Below are 14,628 nucleotides of genomic sequence, written 5' to 3' on the forward strand. Positions count from 1 at the left end.
CGGGGTCGCCGTCCGCGCCCTCAAGCGCCCGAGTCGTCCGTGGACGACGTTTCCGATTCGTCGTCCGTCGTATCGTCGTCGGTCGCGGTCGTATCGTCGTCGGACCGCTCGTCGGCGGGGGGTACCGCGACATCGCTCCCGTCGGCGTCCTTCGCCCGCTTGTCGTTCCCGGGCGGCGTCTCCGGGGCGTTGCCGCGGTCCGGGCCGTCGGCGGCCCCGTCGGATTCGCCACCGGCCACATCGGTCACGGTTCCGTTAGTTGCGTTTCCGTCGGTCTCGGTTCCGTTGGTCGCGTTCCCGGCGTCGGCGCGGGCGTCCGCGGCGCGGTCGCTCGCCTCAGAACGCGAGTTTCCCGGGGCGTCACTCCGCCCCGCGTCGTCGGGTCGTCCGCCGGCGTCGGTTTCCGTCTCGTTTGCGGCGCGCTCGCGGCCGATGCCCTTGCCGGGGTTCCCCGCGATTCCGCGGGCGATTTCGGCCACTTCGGGGCCGGTGAGTTCGCTCGCGTTCGTGCGGAGCCGGTCGAGTTCGGCCGTCTCGACGCCGCGGGCCGAGAGCTCTTGGGCGGGGACCGTCGAGGCGGCGTCAGTCGTCTGGTTCAGCATGCTCCGAGTGCGCTCGATGTCGGCGACCGTCCGGGTCAGTCGCGCGCGGTACTGGCCCTCGGAGAGCGTCCCGTTTTCGCGCTGGGCTTCGAGGCGGTCCCTGCGCTGTTCGAGTTCGGTGAGGCGCTCGCGGACCGTCTCGACCTGCGTGGCCACGACCGCGGCCTTCGAGGCGTTCGAGTTCGCGTTCGCGAAGCGCGCGTCGAAGCTGCGGCGTTCGAGTTCGCCGTTGGTCTCCGAGCCCTGTACGCCGATGACGGCGGACAGGCGCTGCCCGGGAAGCGTCTCCGACGACGCGGCGCTGTCGTTGCCCGCCGTGTCGGTGGTCGCGCTGTCGTTCGCGGTCGTCTGTGCGACGGGCGCGGCGACCGAACCATCGGTGGCCGCGGCCGCCGTTCCCGTCGGTCCGGCCGAGGCGGCGAGAGCGAGCGGTGCGCCCACCGTCGCCAGCAACACGGCGGCAGCGACGGCGAGCACAGCGGTTCGTCGACTCATCACCCTCGTTTTGGAACTCCGTTCCGATATAAGCGTGCGGTCGTGCCCCCGAATCAACCCCAGTCAACGGCAGTTTGAGAGTCGCGTTCGGGGCGACGCCGTCTCCCGATTAGGAACCGACCACCGACCGAAACGGTCGTAAGAAATTTATACCCCGTTCGAGTCGCCGTCGCCGTCGGGGGCGTCCGCGCCTCCGTCGTCGTCTTCGGGCAGTCGCAGGACGTTCTCGCGGCCGAGGCGGAAGCCCTCGATGGTCCCCTCGTCGCGCATCCCGCGGACGACCTTGCTCGTCTTCGCGTCGGTCCAGTCGAGCGCGCCGGCGACCTCCTGTTGCTTGATGCGCCCCCCGCGGGACTCGATGAGCCGGAGGACGCGCTCTTCGTTGCTGAGGAGTTCCGGCGGCGGACTCGGCTCGCCGTCGTCGCTCGCGTCGGACTCGTCGGTATCGTCGGCGGCGGCGGTATCTGCACCGGCATCGGCGGTCGCCCGCGAGGTCGCGGCGTCGTCGGCCGCCGGTTCCGAACCGGCTTCGCCCGCGCTCGCGGAAGTCGCCTCGGCGGACACTCCGGCGTCTGTCTCGCCAGCCGCGTCTGCACCGCCGTCGCCGCCGCCGAGCGCGCCCCGCGAGCGGAGATAGACCGCGCCGGCACCGACGAGAACGACGAGCGCGAGCGCGAGTGCGATGAGCGCGGTCGTCGTCGGGAACGGGTCGTCGCCCGCGGCGGGCGTCTCGGAGTCGCCCGGCGTCGGTGTGGGCGTGGGCGTCGCCGAGGGTTCCGAGCCGCCAGCGCCGCGTTCGAGGACGACGTTCGGCTCGCCCGAGACGAACTCGGTCTGGGTTCCGCGCCAGATGACCGCGTTCTCGCGGGTCTCGTCGCCCGCGGGCTCGACGGTCGTCGCGCCGTAGTCGTCGGGCCACGAGAGGATGAGCCGGGAGCTACTGTCGAGGAAGAAGCCCTCGATGGCGTCGCCGACGACGAGTCGGTCGCCGTCGACCGCCGCGAAGTTGGACCACTCGAAGGAGTAGCTGACGACGCCGAAGCTATCGGGGAGCGACCGCGTCTCGGCGGCGACCGAGACGTTCGTCGCGGCCATCTCCCGGCCGGTGGCGTTCTCGGCGGCCCCGACGGTCGAGGCGATGCGCTCCGCGAACGCCGCGGTGTAGTCGTCGGGATTGGCCCGCACGTCGTCTTGGAGCGACCGGAAGGCCTCGGTCGTGTTCTCGTCGTCGAGCCGGGTCCAGTACTGAATCTCCCAGCGGGCGTCGCCGCGCTCGGAGACCTCGACGACGATTCGCGTGCTGTCGGGTTCGACGCCCTGCTGGACGAGCGGTTCGACGCCCGGACCGCTCGCGGTGCTCTCCTGTGCGGCCGCGGTCGGCGCGACCACGGCGAGCACGCAGAGGGCGGCACACAGGAGTGCGAAGACAGCGTCTCGTGTCGCCATTGGGCGTTCGTGCGAGCGCACGCAGAAAAAGTGACGCGGTTCTTCGTGCCGCTCAGTCCGTCCAGCGTCTGACGAGCGGCAGACGACCGCGGACGACGGCGTTCGCCGCGGCCACGGCCTCGTCGGCGTCGGCGCGGGTGACGCCGTCGCCGTACTTCGCGCGCTCGTAGAGGCGGCCGACCTGTCGGGTCCGCTCGTCGACGCCGACGAGGGACAGCGAGTCGAGATACGCCCTGACCGTCTCGCCGGGGCGACGCGGCCGGTACTCGCGTTCGAGGGCGAGTTCGAGGCGGTCGTACGCCCGGAACACGTCGGCGGCCGGCGAGTCGGTGCGCCGCTGGTACGCCGCGGTCGCAAACCGGAGGTGCGCCGGGAGCCGCGTTCGCCTGACGCCGGCGGCGACGCCGAGGAGGCCGACGAGACCGACGAACAGCGTCTCCCGAGACGGCAGTTCGGGGATGAGGCCGCCGCCCTCGTCGTCTTCGGCCGCGCCGTCGCCCGCGGGGGTGACGCCGAGGCGCTCGTCGATACCGGGGCCCGGCGGGCTGCCGTCGGCGGGCGTCGCGTTCGTCTCGGTCCCGTTTTCGGTCGGCGTCTCGGTGTCGGTCGCGGTCGGCGTGGGCTCGTCGGTCTCGTTGGACTCGGCGTCCGTCTCGTCGGTGTCGATGCCCGTCTGGCCCTCGTCGCGGGCGTCGCTGAGCGTCGTCGATTCCGCGTCCTCTCGGGGGCCGGCGGGCGTCGGGTCGAAGCGCACCCAGCCGGTGTCCTCGAAGTAGACTTCGACCCACGCGTGGGAGTCGAGGCCGCGGACGACGTAGCGGTCGTCACCGACCTGCTCGCCGGTCGTGTAGCCGGTGACGAACCGCGCGGGGACGCCCTCAGAGCGGAGGAGCACGACCATCGTCGAGGCGTAGTAGGTGCAGTAGCCGGCGTCCATCTCGAAGAGGAACGACTCGGCGATGTCGCCGTCGGGTCGAGACACCCGAAGCGAGTACTCCTTGTTGGCTTCGAGCCACTCCTCGACCGCGACGGCCTTGTCGTAGGGCGTCTCCGCGTCGCCCGCGATTTCGGCGGCGCGGTCGCGAACGCGGTCGGACGTGCTGTCGGGCAGCGCGAGATACCGCTCGCGTATCTCGTCGGGGTAGTCGGTTCCCGTCCGCCGGAGCGACGCCGCGGTGTGCTGCGGGACCTCGCTCGTGACGTTGTAGGTCTCCCCGATTTCGACGGTGCGGTCGGGCCGGAGGTTCCCCTGTTGAGTGACGAGCGTCTCGTTTTCGACCTCGCCGGAGACGGCGACGGGCCGCCACGCCGCGGGCATCGAATCGAGCGGCGTCGCCGGCGTGACGGTTTGGCGGACCAGCCGCGAGGGGCCTTCGGGACCGGTCAACCGGCCGCCCTCGTAGTCGCGGGTGTCGCCGGTCCTGACCCAGCCGTCGCCGGTGTAGCGGTCGAACGTCGCGGTCTGCCAGTAGTCCGGCGAGGTGCTCTGGACCTCGAAGCGGACCTGCGGCGAGAGACTGATGCTCCCGACGATTGAGATGCGGTCGTCCGCGCTCACGAGGCTGGCTTCGACGGTCGGCTCCTCGGCCACGCCCCCGTCGGGGATGACCGGCGACCCGCCCGCGCCGGGGAGGACCGTGACGGTAGCAGAGAGCACGACCATCGCGGCGAGGACGATTGTCAGCACGTCGAGTTGGCCGCCGGCGCTCCCGAAGCGGTCGATGCCGTCGAAGCCGACCGCGGCCATGCCCGCGCCGACGCCGAGGAGCGTGAGCGTCCCCGTCGCGTCGGTGGTGAGGACGAACAGGCCGAGGCCGCTCCCGGCGACCGCGACGGCCGGCGCGATTCGCCCGCGGACCGCGAGATACCACGCGAGGAACACCGGGCCGGGCGTCACCGCGAGCGCCCACACGTCGGCCGACAGGAGCCGGAGCGCCGAGAGGCCGCTGAGGAGCGCGAACGTGTCGGCCAGGAGGCGCTCCGGCGAGAGCAGCGCGACCTGGCTCTCGGGGAGCGCGAGGAAGTACGCCGCGAAGCCGCCGCCGGCGATGAGAACCGCGAGGCCGAGCGCGTAGCGGGGGCGGAGTGTCCACCCCACCACGGTGGCGAGGCCGAGCGTCCCCGCAGCGAGGAGGACGAACTGGTCGCGGCGGCCCACCACGTCCGTGATGTCGTAGACGACCGCGAGGAACGCGCCGATGAGGACCAACGACGCCGCCGTGGCGAGGAGGCCCGCGGGGACGCCGAAGACGGTGTTCGTCGAGCCGGCTGAACCGGACGACGACTCGCCGGCGACCGTCACGCCGACACCCCCGAGTCGGGTCGGCGGGTTCCGACGCGACTCGCCGGATTCCGGTTCGACCCACCCACTGCGTCGCCGTCGGCGCGCAGGCGGTCGAACGTGGTCTCGCGGCCGCCGAGCGCGACCCGGGTCTTCCCGGCGTCGCCGCTGACGACGACCGCGGCGGTCTCGTCGGGGACCGACCCCGAGCGGAGCCGCGAGAGGTGGCCGAGGACGCGCCGTCGGTCGCCGGGCGTCGCCTCGACGACCCCCGCGGGCGAGGTGAGGTGGACCGGAACCCCGGCGTCGAGGAGCGCACAGCAGAGCGCCGCGGCCGCCTCCGCCGCGTCGTCCTCGTGGCCGTCGGTCGCGCCGGCCGAGACGCGCACCGCGTCGGCCGTGACCCGGTCGGCGTAGGCTTTCACCACGAGGTCGCCGGACTTGGCGCTCGACTTCCAGTGGATGTCGCGGAGCGGGTCGCCGGGGACGTACTCCCGCAGGCGGTCGAACTCGGCGCGCTCGTCGGTTCGCCCCGCGTCCGCGAGTGCCGAGAGGTCGCGGCGGGCGGTCGCGCCGAGCGACCGGACCCGCGGGAAGACGAGCACTTCGGTCGTCCCGCCGGCGGTGAACGACGTCGAGAACAGGCCGAGGATGTCGCGGGCGACGACGGTCGCCGGACCGAGCGTCGCCGGGCCGCGACCGCGGTAGGTCACTTCGTAGTCGATGCGGCCGTCACCGACGACCGAATCGACCACGGTGTCGCCGTCGAGACCGGGCGAGAGCGCGTCGGTGACGGTGGCCGGAAACGGCCGGTCGGCGTCGATATCGAGCGAGACGGTGTGGGTCTCGCCGGGGAAGCCGTCGTCGGGCGCGACGCGTTCGACGCGGGGCGGCGAGACGCGCCAGACCTGCACCGCGCCGACGACGAGGCCGACGGCGACCGGGACGACGACGGCGTTGAGCGCCCGCGGGCCGTAGGCGACGGCGTTGGCGACGCCGACGACCACGACCGCGACGGCGACCCAGCCGCGGAGGGTGAGCCGCATCGCTCTCACTCGACCGGGACGGTGTCGAGCGCCCGCTGGACCACGTCGCGGCCGGCGCGCTCGTCGGTCGTCCGAATGCGGTGGGCCCAGACGCTCCGCACCTCGCGTTGCACGTCGTCGGGGACGACGTAGTCGCGGGCGTCGAGTGCGGCGCGGGCCTGCGCGGCGCGGACGAGGGCGATGGAGCCGCGGGGGCTCACGCCGAGGTCGGCGCGCGCTCTGGTGTCGGCGGCGAGCCGAGAGACGTAGCTGCGGACCGGCTCGCTCACCGTCACGTCGAGGATGCGCTCGCGGGCGTCGCGCACGTCGCCCGCCGATGCGACGGGTTCGAGCGACTCGATGGGATGGTGGCCCGAGACGCGGCCGAGCAGTTCCGTCTCCTCGGCCTCGTTGGGGTAGCCGAGGTGAATCTTCTTCATGAACCGGTCGAGTTCGGCCAGCGGGAGGTCGTACGTCCGGTCGGGTTCCACGTCGTTCTGCGTGGCGATGACGGTGAACGGGTCGGGGACGCGGCGGGTGACGCCGTCGACGGTCACCTGAAGCTCCTCCATGACTTCGAGGAGCGCGGCCTGCGTCTTCGGCGGCGCGCGGTTTATCTCGTCGCCGAGGACGACGTTCCCGAAGACCGGTCCCTCGCGGAACTCGAACTCGCTGGTCTGTTGGTTGAACACGTTCACGCCCGTCACGTCGGACGGGAGGAGGTCGGGCGTGAACTGGATGCGCTCGAACTCCCCCTCTATCGAGGTGGCGATAGCGCGGGCGAGCATCGTCTTGCCGACGCCCGGCACGTCCTCCAACAGGAGGTGACCGCGGGCGAACAGCGCCACGATGATGTCTTCGATGGCGTCGTGGTGGCCGACGATGACCCGTTCGACGTTCTCGGAGATTCGTGTCGCGAGGTCCGACACCGCCTCGACCGAGGGCGCGGGGTCGAAGTCGGCGTCTGCATGTGCATCAGTCATTGATATCCCGGATGCCCCGCCGACCGTCCGCACCGCCGACGGGTCTCTGCGTGTTAGTATTGCCTCAGCCTACCTAACCTTGCTGGGTGTGTACATTGGCCTTGCTGGTCGCCCACACGCCGCAGTCGCGGGCGGCGGCGCGGACGGGCGACCGCCCACCGCATCGTTCCCGGCCGTTTTTATTGCTCGGCCGCCCGCCTTGTGGGTATGAACGCGGACGCCCAGCGGGAGGCGGTGTACGGCGCGCCGCCGGAGATGCTGGCAGTGCGAGACGACCTGACGCCGATGCTCTCGCAGTACGCCGACCTCTGCGAGGAACACGACGACGCCGTCGTGCTGTTTCAGGTCGGCGACTTCTACGAGGCGTTCTGCGGCGCGGCGGAGGCCGTCGCCCGCACCTGCGAGGTGACGCTGACCCAGCGCGAGGACTCCACCGGGACGTGGCCGATGGCGGGCATCCCCATCGACAACGCCGCGGGCTACCTCGAACGCCTGCTCGACGCCGGCTACCGGGTCGCGCTCGCGGAACAGGTCGAAGACGCCGAGGAGGCGTCCGGCCTCGTCGACCGCGCGGTCACCCAACTCATCACGCCCGGCACCGTCGTCGACGAGGAACTGCTCGACGCCGGGCGGGCGACCTACCTCGGGGCGGTCGCTCGGGGCGGCGGCGACGGCGAGAACGGAAGCGACGACGACGCCGAGGGCGACACCTACGGCCTCGCCGTCGTGGACGTGTCGACCGGCGAATGCCTCGTCACCGGTGCGGACCGCGCGCTGGCGCTCGAAGAACTCGAACGCCTCGCGCCCGCCGAACTCGTCGTCGGTCCCGACTGCGACCTCCCGGACCTGTCGTTCGACCCGATGGAGACGCCGTTCGAACCGGGGGCGTTCGACGCCGACGCGGCCCGCGAGACGCTGTCGGCCTACGCGCCCCGGCCGGACGCCGTGGTCGAGTCGGACGCCGAACTCCGGGCGGTCGGCGCGGCGCTCGCCTACGCCGAGTACGCCCAGGGCGACTCGAAACTGGCGTACGTCACCCGCGTCACGCGGTTCGACCCCCGCGAGTTCCTCCAACTCGACGCGACGGCCATCCGGAGCCTCGAACTGTTCGAGTCGCGGAGCGCCCGGGCGGGAAGCACGCTGTTTTCGGTCCTCGACGAGACGGCCTGCGCGCTCGGCCGCCGCCGACTGGAGGCGTGGCTCCGCCGCCCGCTCGTCGACCGCGACCGAATCGAGGCCCGACTGGACGCCGTCGAGGCCCTCTGCGACGACGCGCTCGCCCGCGCCGACCTCCGAGACCACCTCTCGTCGGTGTACGACCTCGAACGGCTCGTCGCCCGCGTCTCCCGGGAGCGCGCCGACGCCCGCGACCTGCGCTCGCTGAAGACGACGCTCGACCGAGTGCCGGAAATCCGCGAGGCGCTCGCCGGAACCGATTCCGACCTGCTTTCGGACCTGCGCGACTCGCTGGACGAGCTCGAAGACGTGCGCGACCTCGTCGGCGACGCGGTCGTCTCCGACCCGCCGCAGGAGATTACCGAGGGCGGCGTCATCGCCGACGGCTTCGACGCCGAACTGGACGACGTCCGCGGCACCGCCGAGGCGGGCCGCGAGTGGGTGTCGAACCTCGAAGCCCGCGAGCAGGAGCGCACCGGCATCGACTCGCTGGAGGTCGGTTACAATCAGGTCCACGGCTACTACATCGAGGTGACGAACCCGAACCTCGACCGCGTCCCCGACGACTACCAGCGCCGACAGACGCTGAAGAACTCGGAGCGGTTCTACACGCCCGAACTGAAGGAGCGCGAGGACGAGATTCTCCGCGCCTCGGACCGCGCCGACGCCCTCGAATACGACCTGTTCTGCGAGGTGCGCGCCGACGTGGCGACCGAATCGGCCCGGGTTCAGGCCGTCGCGGACGCCCTCGCGGACCTCGACGTGCTCCGAACCCTCGCGGACGTGGCGGTGACGAACGACTACGCCCGACCCGAGTTCCACGCGGGCGACACGGACGAGAGCGCCGGCATCCGCATCGACGCCGGCAGACACCCCGTCGTCGAGCGCGCGCAGGACGAGTTCGTGCCGAACCCCGCGGACCTCCCGCGGGGGAGCGTCGCGCTCGTCACCGGCCCCAACATGTCCGGGAAGTCGACGTACATGCGGCAGGTGGCGCTCGTCACACTCCTCGCGCAGGTCGGGAGCTTCGTCCCGGCGAAGTCGGCCCGACTGCCGGTCCTCGACCGCGTGTTCACCCGCATCGGCGCGTCCGATGACATCGCGGGCGGCCAGTCCACGTTCATGCGCGAGATGAGCGAGCTGACCGAAATCCTCCACAACGCCACCGGCGACTCGCTCGTCCTCCTCGACGAGGTCGGCCGCGGCACCTCCACCGCCGACGGCCTCGCCATCGCCCGTGCCGCCACCGAGTTCCTCCACGACGAGGTCGGCGCGACGACGCTGTTTGCGACCCACTACCACGACCTGACCGACGCGGCCGACGACCGCGCGGGCGTGTTCAACCTCCACTTCACCGCCGCGCGGCGCGACGGCGAGGTCACGTTCCTCCACAGCGTCGCCGACGGCCCCTCGTCGTCGTCCTACGGGGTCGAAGTGGCGCAGTTGGCCGGCGTGCCCGCGAGCGTGGTCGAGCGGGCGCGGACCCTCGTGGACGAACCCGAGACCGACGCCGACGCCGAGCGCGCGACCGACACAGGAAGGGACGGCGTCGCCGCCGCCGCGAACGGCGAGGTCGACGAGGCCGCCGAAGACGGCACGCTCGCGGCCTACGTCGATGGGCTGGAGAACGGCCACCGAGAGAGCGAGAATCCGAGCCGAGCGACCGCGACGGCCGAAACGACCGAACCGAACCCCGAACTCGAAGCCGTCGCCGAGGCGCTCCGCGAGGCCGACCTCGTGGACACCACGCCGCTGGAGGCGCTGAACCTCCTGTCGGACCTCAAAGGAAGACTCGAATGATTCACCGACTCGACCCGGAGACGCGGTCGAAAATCGCCGCCGGCGAGGTCGTCGCCCGGCCCGCGAGCGTCGTGGTCGAACTGATTGAAAACGCGCTCGACGCCGGCGCGGAGACCGTCGAAACCGACGTCGACGGCGACGGCACCGACCGAATCCGCGTCGCAGACGACGGTCGTGGGATGGCCGAGGCCGACGCCGCGCTCGCGGTCGAGCGACACACGACGAGCAAGCTTGCGGCGGCCGACGACCTCGAAACCGTCGAGACGCTCGGCTTCCGGGGCGAGGCGCTCCCGAGTATCGCCGCGGCCGCCGCCCGCCTCGAACTGACGACGAACGACGGCGGCCCGCGGGGAACGCGAGTCGTCGTCGACGGCGGCGAGAACGCGCCCGGTGGCGAGCGCGACAAGACCGTCTCGCCCGCGGGTCGGGCGCGCGGGACGACCGTCGACGTGACCGGCCTGTTTGCCGACCGCCCGGCGCGGAGGAAGTCGCTCGCGTCGTCGAAAGCCGAGTTCGCCCGCGTCTCGGCGGTCGTCACGCGCTACGCGCTCACGCGGCCGGACGTGCGGTTCGTCCTGCGACACGACGGCCGCGAGACGCTCGCGACGCCCGGCACCGGCCGCTTCGCCGACGCGCTCTTGGCGGTGTACGGCCGCGACGCCGCGAGCCACGCCTCGACGTTCGACGCGGCGCGGGAGGTCGAGGCCGCGGGCGAGACGGCCACGGTCGACGTCGACGGCGCGCTCTGTCATCCCGAGGTGACGCGGTCCCGACGCGACCACGTCCACGTCTCGGTCAACGGCCGCGCTCTCGCCGAACCGCGACTCCGCCGGGCGGTCGCGGACGGCTACGGGACGCTGCTTCCCGACGGGCGCGAACCGGTCGGCGTGGTCAGAGTCCGCCTGCCGCCCGCGTGGGTCGACCACAACGTCCACCCCGCGAAGGACGAGGTGGGCTTCAGAGACGCCGACGCGGTCGCCGAGGCGGTCGAGGCGAGCGTCCGCGACGCGCTCTCGACGGCCGACCTCCGGCGGAGCGGCGAGGTGGCGATGGACCTCGATAGCTCGCTCGCGCCCGTCGAGGCCGCCTCGGTGTTCGACGACCTCCGCGTCATCGGGCGCTTCCGCGGCCTGTACCTGCTCTGTGAGGCCGACGACGAACTCCTCGTCGTCGACCAGCACGCGGCCCACGAGCGCATCAACTACGAGCGACTCCGCGAGGCGGTCGAATCGGCGGGCATCGACTCGGCCGCCGTCGACCCGCCGGCGACCGTCTCGCTGTCGCCGGGCGACGCGGCGCTCCTCGACGCGAACCGCGACCTCGTCGAAAAACTGGGGTTCCGCGTCGTCGAGTTCGGCGAGGGGGACGGAACCGGAACGTACCGCGTCGAAGCGGTCCCGGCACCGCTCGGTCGCCCGTTCGCCCCGGACGCGCTCGCGGACGTGGTGGCCGACGTCGCCGCCGGCGACGACGCCGACCCGAGGGACGAACTGCTGAAAGACCTCGCGTGCCACCCGTCCATCAAAGCCGGCGACGACCTCACCGACGACGAGGCCGCGCGGTTAGTCGAGCGCCTCGGCTCGTGCGGGACGCCCTACACCTGCCCGCACGGCCGACCCACGGTGCTCGCCATCGACGAGGAGACGTTCGTCCGCGGATTCGGCCGACGAAGCGGTCGGCTCGGGTAGCATTCCTTGGGAGCAACGTTGTCGAGCCACCCCGACGGAGTCGTGCGAAGTGGCGCGGTGGCTCGTGCGGGAATAGTTACCGAATGATTACTATATTTGTGCGCCCGGCCGCTACCAGTCCTTGCAGTCCAGACAGACGTACTCGTCGCCGTCGAGCCACCGCTTTTGCACCGACTCGCCGCACTGTGGGCACGCCGCGGGTTCGGGCGTCCATCGGTAGGTGGCGAGCGTGCTCACGTCGCGGTCGTCGGCGTCGCTGGCATTGGTGTCGCCGGCATCGGGTGAGTCGTCAGCGCCGTCGACAGCCGTCGGTTCGTCGTCAGCGCCGTCGTCGCCGCCGGCGAAGTCGTCGAGCGAGCGGTTCGGCATGACTCAGCGTCCGCGGGCGCGGTCCTTATCGGTGCCGACCGAGCGGCGCGGTTGACGACCGCCGCGAACCGGGGGGCGAGGCGAGTTCCACCGGACGGGTGAGCGCCGTGCGAAACCCACACAATCAATACCCCCGAATCCCGAGAGTCGCGCATGGCAACACTCACGGACTTCGTCATCGCGCTCCTCACGAGCGTCCTCGAACTGGTGGTGACCTTCGCCGACGTGGCGCTGAGCGACCCGCTCTCGACGGTGAGTTTCCTCTTCGGCAACGTCTTCATCCTGCTCGCCGTCGGCGCGTTCGCCTACGTCGCCCTCGGCGCACTCGGCGCGGAACTCGGCATCATCGGTGTCGGCTCGTCGAACGGTAGGCCGCCGCAGCGAGAGTAATCGCTTCTTCGAGGTCGGGGCCGACCGGCGACCCGACCACGACGCCGTCGGCGTGTTCGAGCACCGCGTCCATCCGGTCGGCAACGTCGTCGGGCGTGCCGGCCATCGAGAAGGCGTCTATCATCGCCGGCGTGACGAGGCCGAACGCCTCGGAGAAGTCGCCCGCCGAAATCTTCTCGCCGATGTCGCCCGCGAGGTCGGCGTCGATGCCGTGTCTGTCGAGGACCGGCGGGGCCGCCCCCGCGGCGATGAAGGCGACAGGCGGGCGGGCGGCCTCGCGGGCCGCGTCCGCGTCTTCCGAGACGGAGACGCTGGCGTAGGCGGCGAGCGTGAACTCGCCGCGGGAGTCGGGGCGGTCCTCGACGCCGATATCGACCTGTTCTCTCGCCCACGCGAGGTCGTCGGGGTGCGAGCCGTTGAACAGCAGGCCGTCGGCGTGCTTGCCGGCCATGCGACACATGTGCGGGCCCTCGCCGCCGACGTACACCGGCACCTCGCCGGGCACGTCGAAGTTGAGGCCGGCGTCGGTCGCCTCGAACGTGCCGTCGTGGCTGACGCGCTCGCCGTCCCAGAGCTTCTGTGCGACCTTGAACGCCTCCAGCACGGAGCGGAGGCCGCGCTCGTCTTCGAGGCCGAGGTTGCGGAGCGTCGAGGGGTCGCCCGGGCCGATGCCGAGGAGGCCGCGACCGCCCGAGGCCTCGGCGACGGTCGCCACCTTGCCGGCGAGCGTCACGGGGTGTAGCTCGTAGGGGTTGGCGACGCCGGGGCCGAGGCGGATGTCGTCGGTCTCGGCCGCGAGTCGCGCGAGGACCGCGAAGGGGTCGCGGTTGTTGTAGTGACACGAGACGAAACACGAGTCGTAGCCCTCGCGTTCCGCCTGCGCGCCCAGTTCGACGAGGTCGTCGACGGGATGTTCCGGGGTGAGTTCGAGTCCGAGCATGGTGTGAACGTAGTGTGAGCGTGGTGTGAGCGTGGAATGGTGAAGCGGGTCGTCAGGGGTCGTAGCGCCACTCGCGGAGCGCCTGTCGCACGAAGTCGCCGTCGATGTCTCGGAAGTGGGCGTCGCTTTCGCCGTGGTCGCCCCACTCGAAGTCGCGGACGACGACGACGGGCGTGCCGCCGTCGCCCTCGCCCTGCACGAGGTTGGCGGCCGCGGCGAGTTCGTCCACGACGCTCTCGACGGTGACGCCGAGTTCGCGGCCGTCGCGGTCGGCCTCGCCGCGCCAGTCGCGCGAGGCGCTCAGGCCCGCCCAGCCGATGGCGACGCCGCGCTGGCCGTGGCGGAACGGCCGGCCGCAGGTGTCGGTGACGACGACTCGGTCGGCGTCGACGCCGGCGCGGATGCGCTCTGCCGACTCGCTGGGGCGCTTCGGGAGCAACAGCAGGTCGTGGTCGGGGACGTTCGAGCGGTCGATGCCGGCGTTGACGCCGACGTGGCCGAACCGCGTCTCCGTCAGGAGGAACGGCTCCGACATGACGAGGTCGACGCTCTCTTCGAGGACCGCCTGCGCGAACCGCGGGTCCTTCTCGTCGCCGGTCAGTTCGGCGAGGCGAGCGGCGAGTTCGCGCGCCCGCGGGCCGGCCGGGAAGTCGTCGAGGTCCGCGAACCGCCCTTCGGCCTTCGAGACGACGGTGGAGGCGACGCAGACCACGTCGTCGGGCCGGAGGTCGACGCGCTCGGAGACGAGGGCGGCGAGGTCGTCGCCCTCGCGAATCTCGGGCACGTCGGGGACGGGAAACAGCTCCATACCGCTTCGGAGGGCGAGGGCGGTGAAAAACGACGGGATGCTGGCGAACCGGGCCGGTATCGCAGGCGGGCGACCGGAAGCGGCTCAGCTGCGAGACAGCGCGACGACGCGCCGACCTCAGTCGTCGCGGACGACCTCGACCGACACCGAGCCGTCGGTGACCGTGCCGACCATCATCGTCGCGTCGTCGCCCGGGTTCGCCGCCGTCGCGGTGCCCGGGTTGAGGACGCGGACGCCGTCGACCACCTCGTCGACCACCTCGTGGATGTGGCCCGCGACGCCGACCGCGTCGGTGCCCGCGGCGTCTCTGACCGTCTTCGCGACGCGGGACTCGTAGCCCGTTCGCGTGCCCGTGCCGTGGGTGACGACGAACGTGAGTCCGTCGACCTCGACGATTTCGACGAACGGGAGGTCGATGGCCGGCGGGTCGACGTTCCCGCTGACGCCGACGAACCGCGCCGAGAGGTCGCGGAGGCGGTCGAGCGTGGCCGGCGAGTCGAAGTCGCCCGCGTGAATCACGAGGTCGGCCTCGCGGACCCTGGCTTCGACCCACGAGGGAATCCCGTCGGCCCGCCCCGGAACGTGCGTGTCGCTCAGGATGGCGAGTCGCATACCGACACCACGC

The 14,628-nt window shown here is 71.8% G+C and carries 12 protein-coding genes; 3 read left to right on the plus strand and 9 right to left on the minus strand.

Annotated elements, in window-relative coordinates; translation table 11 throughout:
* Positions 1-20: 20 nt before the first annotated feature.
* The 5 genes from DVK03_RS13495 to DVK03_RS13515 form a co-directional block, all read right to left on the minus strand.
* Entirely contained in the window at positions 21-1,079 is a 1,059-nt protein-coding gene (locus DVK03_RS13495; RefSeq protein ID WP_115803334.1) for a hypothetical protein, read from the minus strand.
* A gap of 165 nt (positions 1,080-1,244) precedes the next feature.
* Positions 1,245-2,543: a hypothetical protein gene (locus DVK03_RS13500; RefSeq protein ID WP_115803231.1), complete on the minus strand. Its 1,299-nt coding sequence runs from the start codon at positions 2,541-2,543 to the stop codon at positions 1,245-1,247.
* Positions 2,544-2,595: 52 nt separating this feature from the next.
* Positions 2,596-4,845, minus strand: a complete 2,250-nt coding sequence (locus DVK03_RS13505; protein ID WP_115803233.1) for a transglutaminase domain-containing protein — start codon at positions 4,843-4,845, stop codon at positions 2,596-2,598.
* On the minus strand, positions 4,842-5,870 hold the full coding sequence (locus DVK03_RS13510) for a DUF58 domain-containing protein (RefSeq protein ID WP_115803234.1): 1,029 nt from the start codon (positions 5,868-5,870) through the stop codon (positions 4,842-4,844). The genes DVK03_RS13505 and DVK03_RS13510 overlap by 4 nt, the downstream gene beginning before the upstream one ends.
* 5 nt (positions 5,871-5,875) lie before the next feature.
* Positions 5,876-6,832 carry a MoxR family ATPase gene (locus DVK03_RS13515; protein WP_004062958.1) on the minus strand — a complete coding sequence of 319 codons (957 nt, stop codon included), beginning with the start codon at positions 6,830-6,832 and terminating at the stop codon, positions 5,876-5,878.
* Between the two features lie 207 nt (positions 6,833-7,039).
* Between DVK03_RS13515 and mutS the strand changes: the two genes are divergently transcribed.
* Both mutS and mutL read left to right on the plus strand, forming a co-directional pair.
* Positions 7,040-9,808: a DNA mismatch repair protein MutS gene (gene mutS / locus DVK03_RS13520; RefSeq protein ID WP_115803236.1), complete on the plus strand. Its 2,769-nt coding sequence runs from the start codon at positions 7,040-7,042 to the stop codon at positions 9,806-9,808.
* Entirely contained in the window at positions 9,805-11,496 is a 1,692-nt protein-coding gene (mutL, locus tag DVK03_RS13525; RefSeq protein WP_115803238.1) for a DNA mismatch repair endonuclease MutL, read from the plus strand. Before mutS ends, mutL begins: the two co-directional genes overlap by 4 nt.
* A 111-nt stretch (positions 11,497-11,607) precedes the next feature.
* Here the strand turns inward: mutL and DVK03_RS13530 are convergent, their stop codons facing one another.
* Entirely contained in the window at positions 11,608-11,865 is a 258-nt protein-coding gene (locus DVK03_RS13530; RefSeq protein ID WP_115803239.1) for a zinc ribbon domain-containing protein, read from the minus strand.
* 153 nt (positions 11,866-12,018) lie between these two features.
* Between DVK03_RS13530 and DVK03_RS13535 the strand changes: the two genes are divergently transcribed.
* The gene (locus DVK03_RS13535; protein ID WP_004062962.1) at positions 12,019-12,255 is read left to right on the plus strand and encodes a hypothetical protein; all 237 of its coding nucleotides are present in this window, start codon (positions 12,019-12,021) and stop codon (positions 12,253-12,255) included.
* On the opposite strand, the gene DVK03_RS13540 is transcribed toward DVK03_RS13535, so the two are convergent.
* The 3 genes from DVK03_RS13540 to DVK03_RS13550 form a co-directional block, all read right to left on the minus strand.
* The gene (locus tag DVK03_RS13540; protein ID WP_115803240.1) at positions 12,209-13,195 is read right to left on the minus strand and encodes a 5,10-methylenetetrahydromethanopterin reductase; all 987 of its coding nucleotides are present in this window, start codon (positions 13,193-13,195) and stop codon (positions 12,209-12,211) included. The two genes, DVK03_RS13535 and DVK03_RS13540, sit on opposite strands and share 47 nt — an antisense overlap.
* Before the next feature lie 52 nt (positions 13,196-13,247).
* Positions 13,248-14,003: a coenzyme F420-0:L-glutamate ligase gene (locus DVK03_RS13545; RefSeq protein WP_004062964.1), complete on the minus strand. Its 756-nt coding sequence runs from the start codon at positions 14,001-14,003 to the stop codon at positions 13,248-13,250.
* 117 nt (positions 14,004-14,120) lie between these two features.
* Positions 14,121-14,615, minus strand: a complete 495-nt coding sequence (locus DVK03_RS13550; protein WP_115803242.1) for a metallophosphoesterase family protein — start codon at positions 14,613-14,615, stop codon at positions 14,121-14,123.
* Positions 14,616-14,628 lie beyond the last annotated feature (13 nt).

This window comes from Haloferax sp. Atlit-109R (assembly GCF_003665865.1).
In the GTDB taxonomy this organism is placed as follows: domain Archaea; phylum Halobacteriota; class Halobacteria; order Halobacteriales; family Haloferacaceae; genus Haloferax; species Haloferax volcanii.

Bases quoted from the DNA above. Each gene is read 5' to 3' on its own strand.
- DVK03_RS13500 (WP_115803231.1), bottom strand. From the start codon at position 2,543: ATGGCGACACGAGACGCTGTCTTCGCACTCCTGTGTGCCGCCCTCTGC.
- DVK03_RS13510 (WP_115803234.1), bottom strand. From the start codon at position 5,870: ATGCGGCTCACCCTCCGCGGCTGGGTCGCCGTCGCGGTCGTGGTCGTC.
- DVK03_RS13515 (WP_004062958.1), bottom strand. From the start codon at position 6,832: ATGACTGATGCACATGCAGACGCCGACTTCGACCCCGCGCCCTCGGTC.
- mutS (WP_115803236.1), top strand. From the start codon at position 7,040: ATGAACGCGGACGCCCAGCGGGAGGCGGTGTACGGCGCGCCGCCGGAG.
- mutL (WP_115803238.1), top strand. From the start codon at position 9,805: ATGATTCACCGACTCGACCCGGAGACGCGGTCGAAAATCGCCGCCGGC.
- DVK03_RS13530 (WP_115803239.1), bottom strand. From the start codon at position 11,865: ATGCCGAACCGCTCGCTCGACGACTTCGCCGGCGGCGACGACGGCGCT.
- DVK03_RS13535 (WP_004062962.1), top strand. From the start codon at position 12,019: ATGGCAACACTCACGGACTTCGTCATCGCGCTCCTCACGAGCGTCCTC.
- DVK03_RS13540 (WP_115803240.1), bottom strand. From the start codon at position 13,195: ATGCTCGGACTCGAACTCACCCCGGAACATCCCGTCGACGACCTCGTC.
- DVK03_RS13545 (WP_004062964.1), bottom strand. From the start codon at position 14,003: ATGGAGCTGTTTCCCGTCCCCGACGTGCCCGAGATTCGCGAGGGCGAC.
- DVK03_RS13550 (WP_115803242.1), bottom strand. From the start codon at position 14,615: ATGCGACTCGCCATCCTGAGCGACACGCACGTTCCGGGGCGGGCCGAC.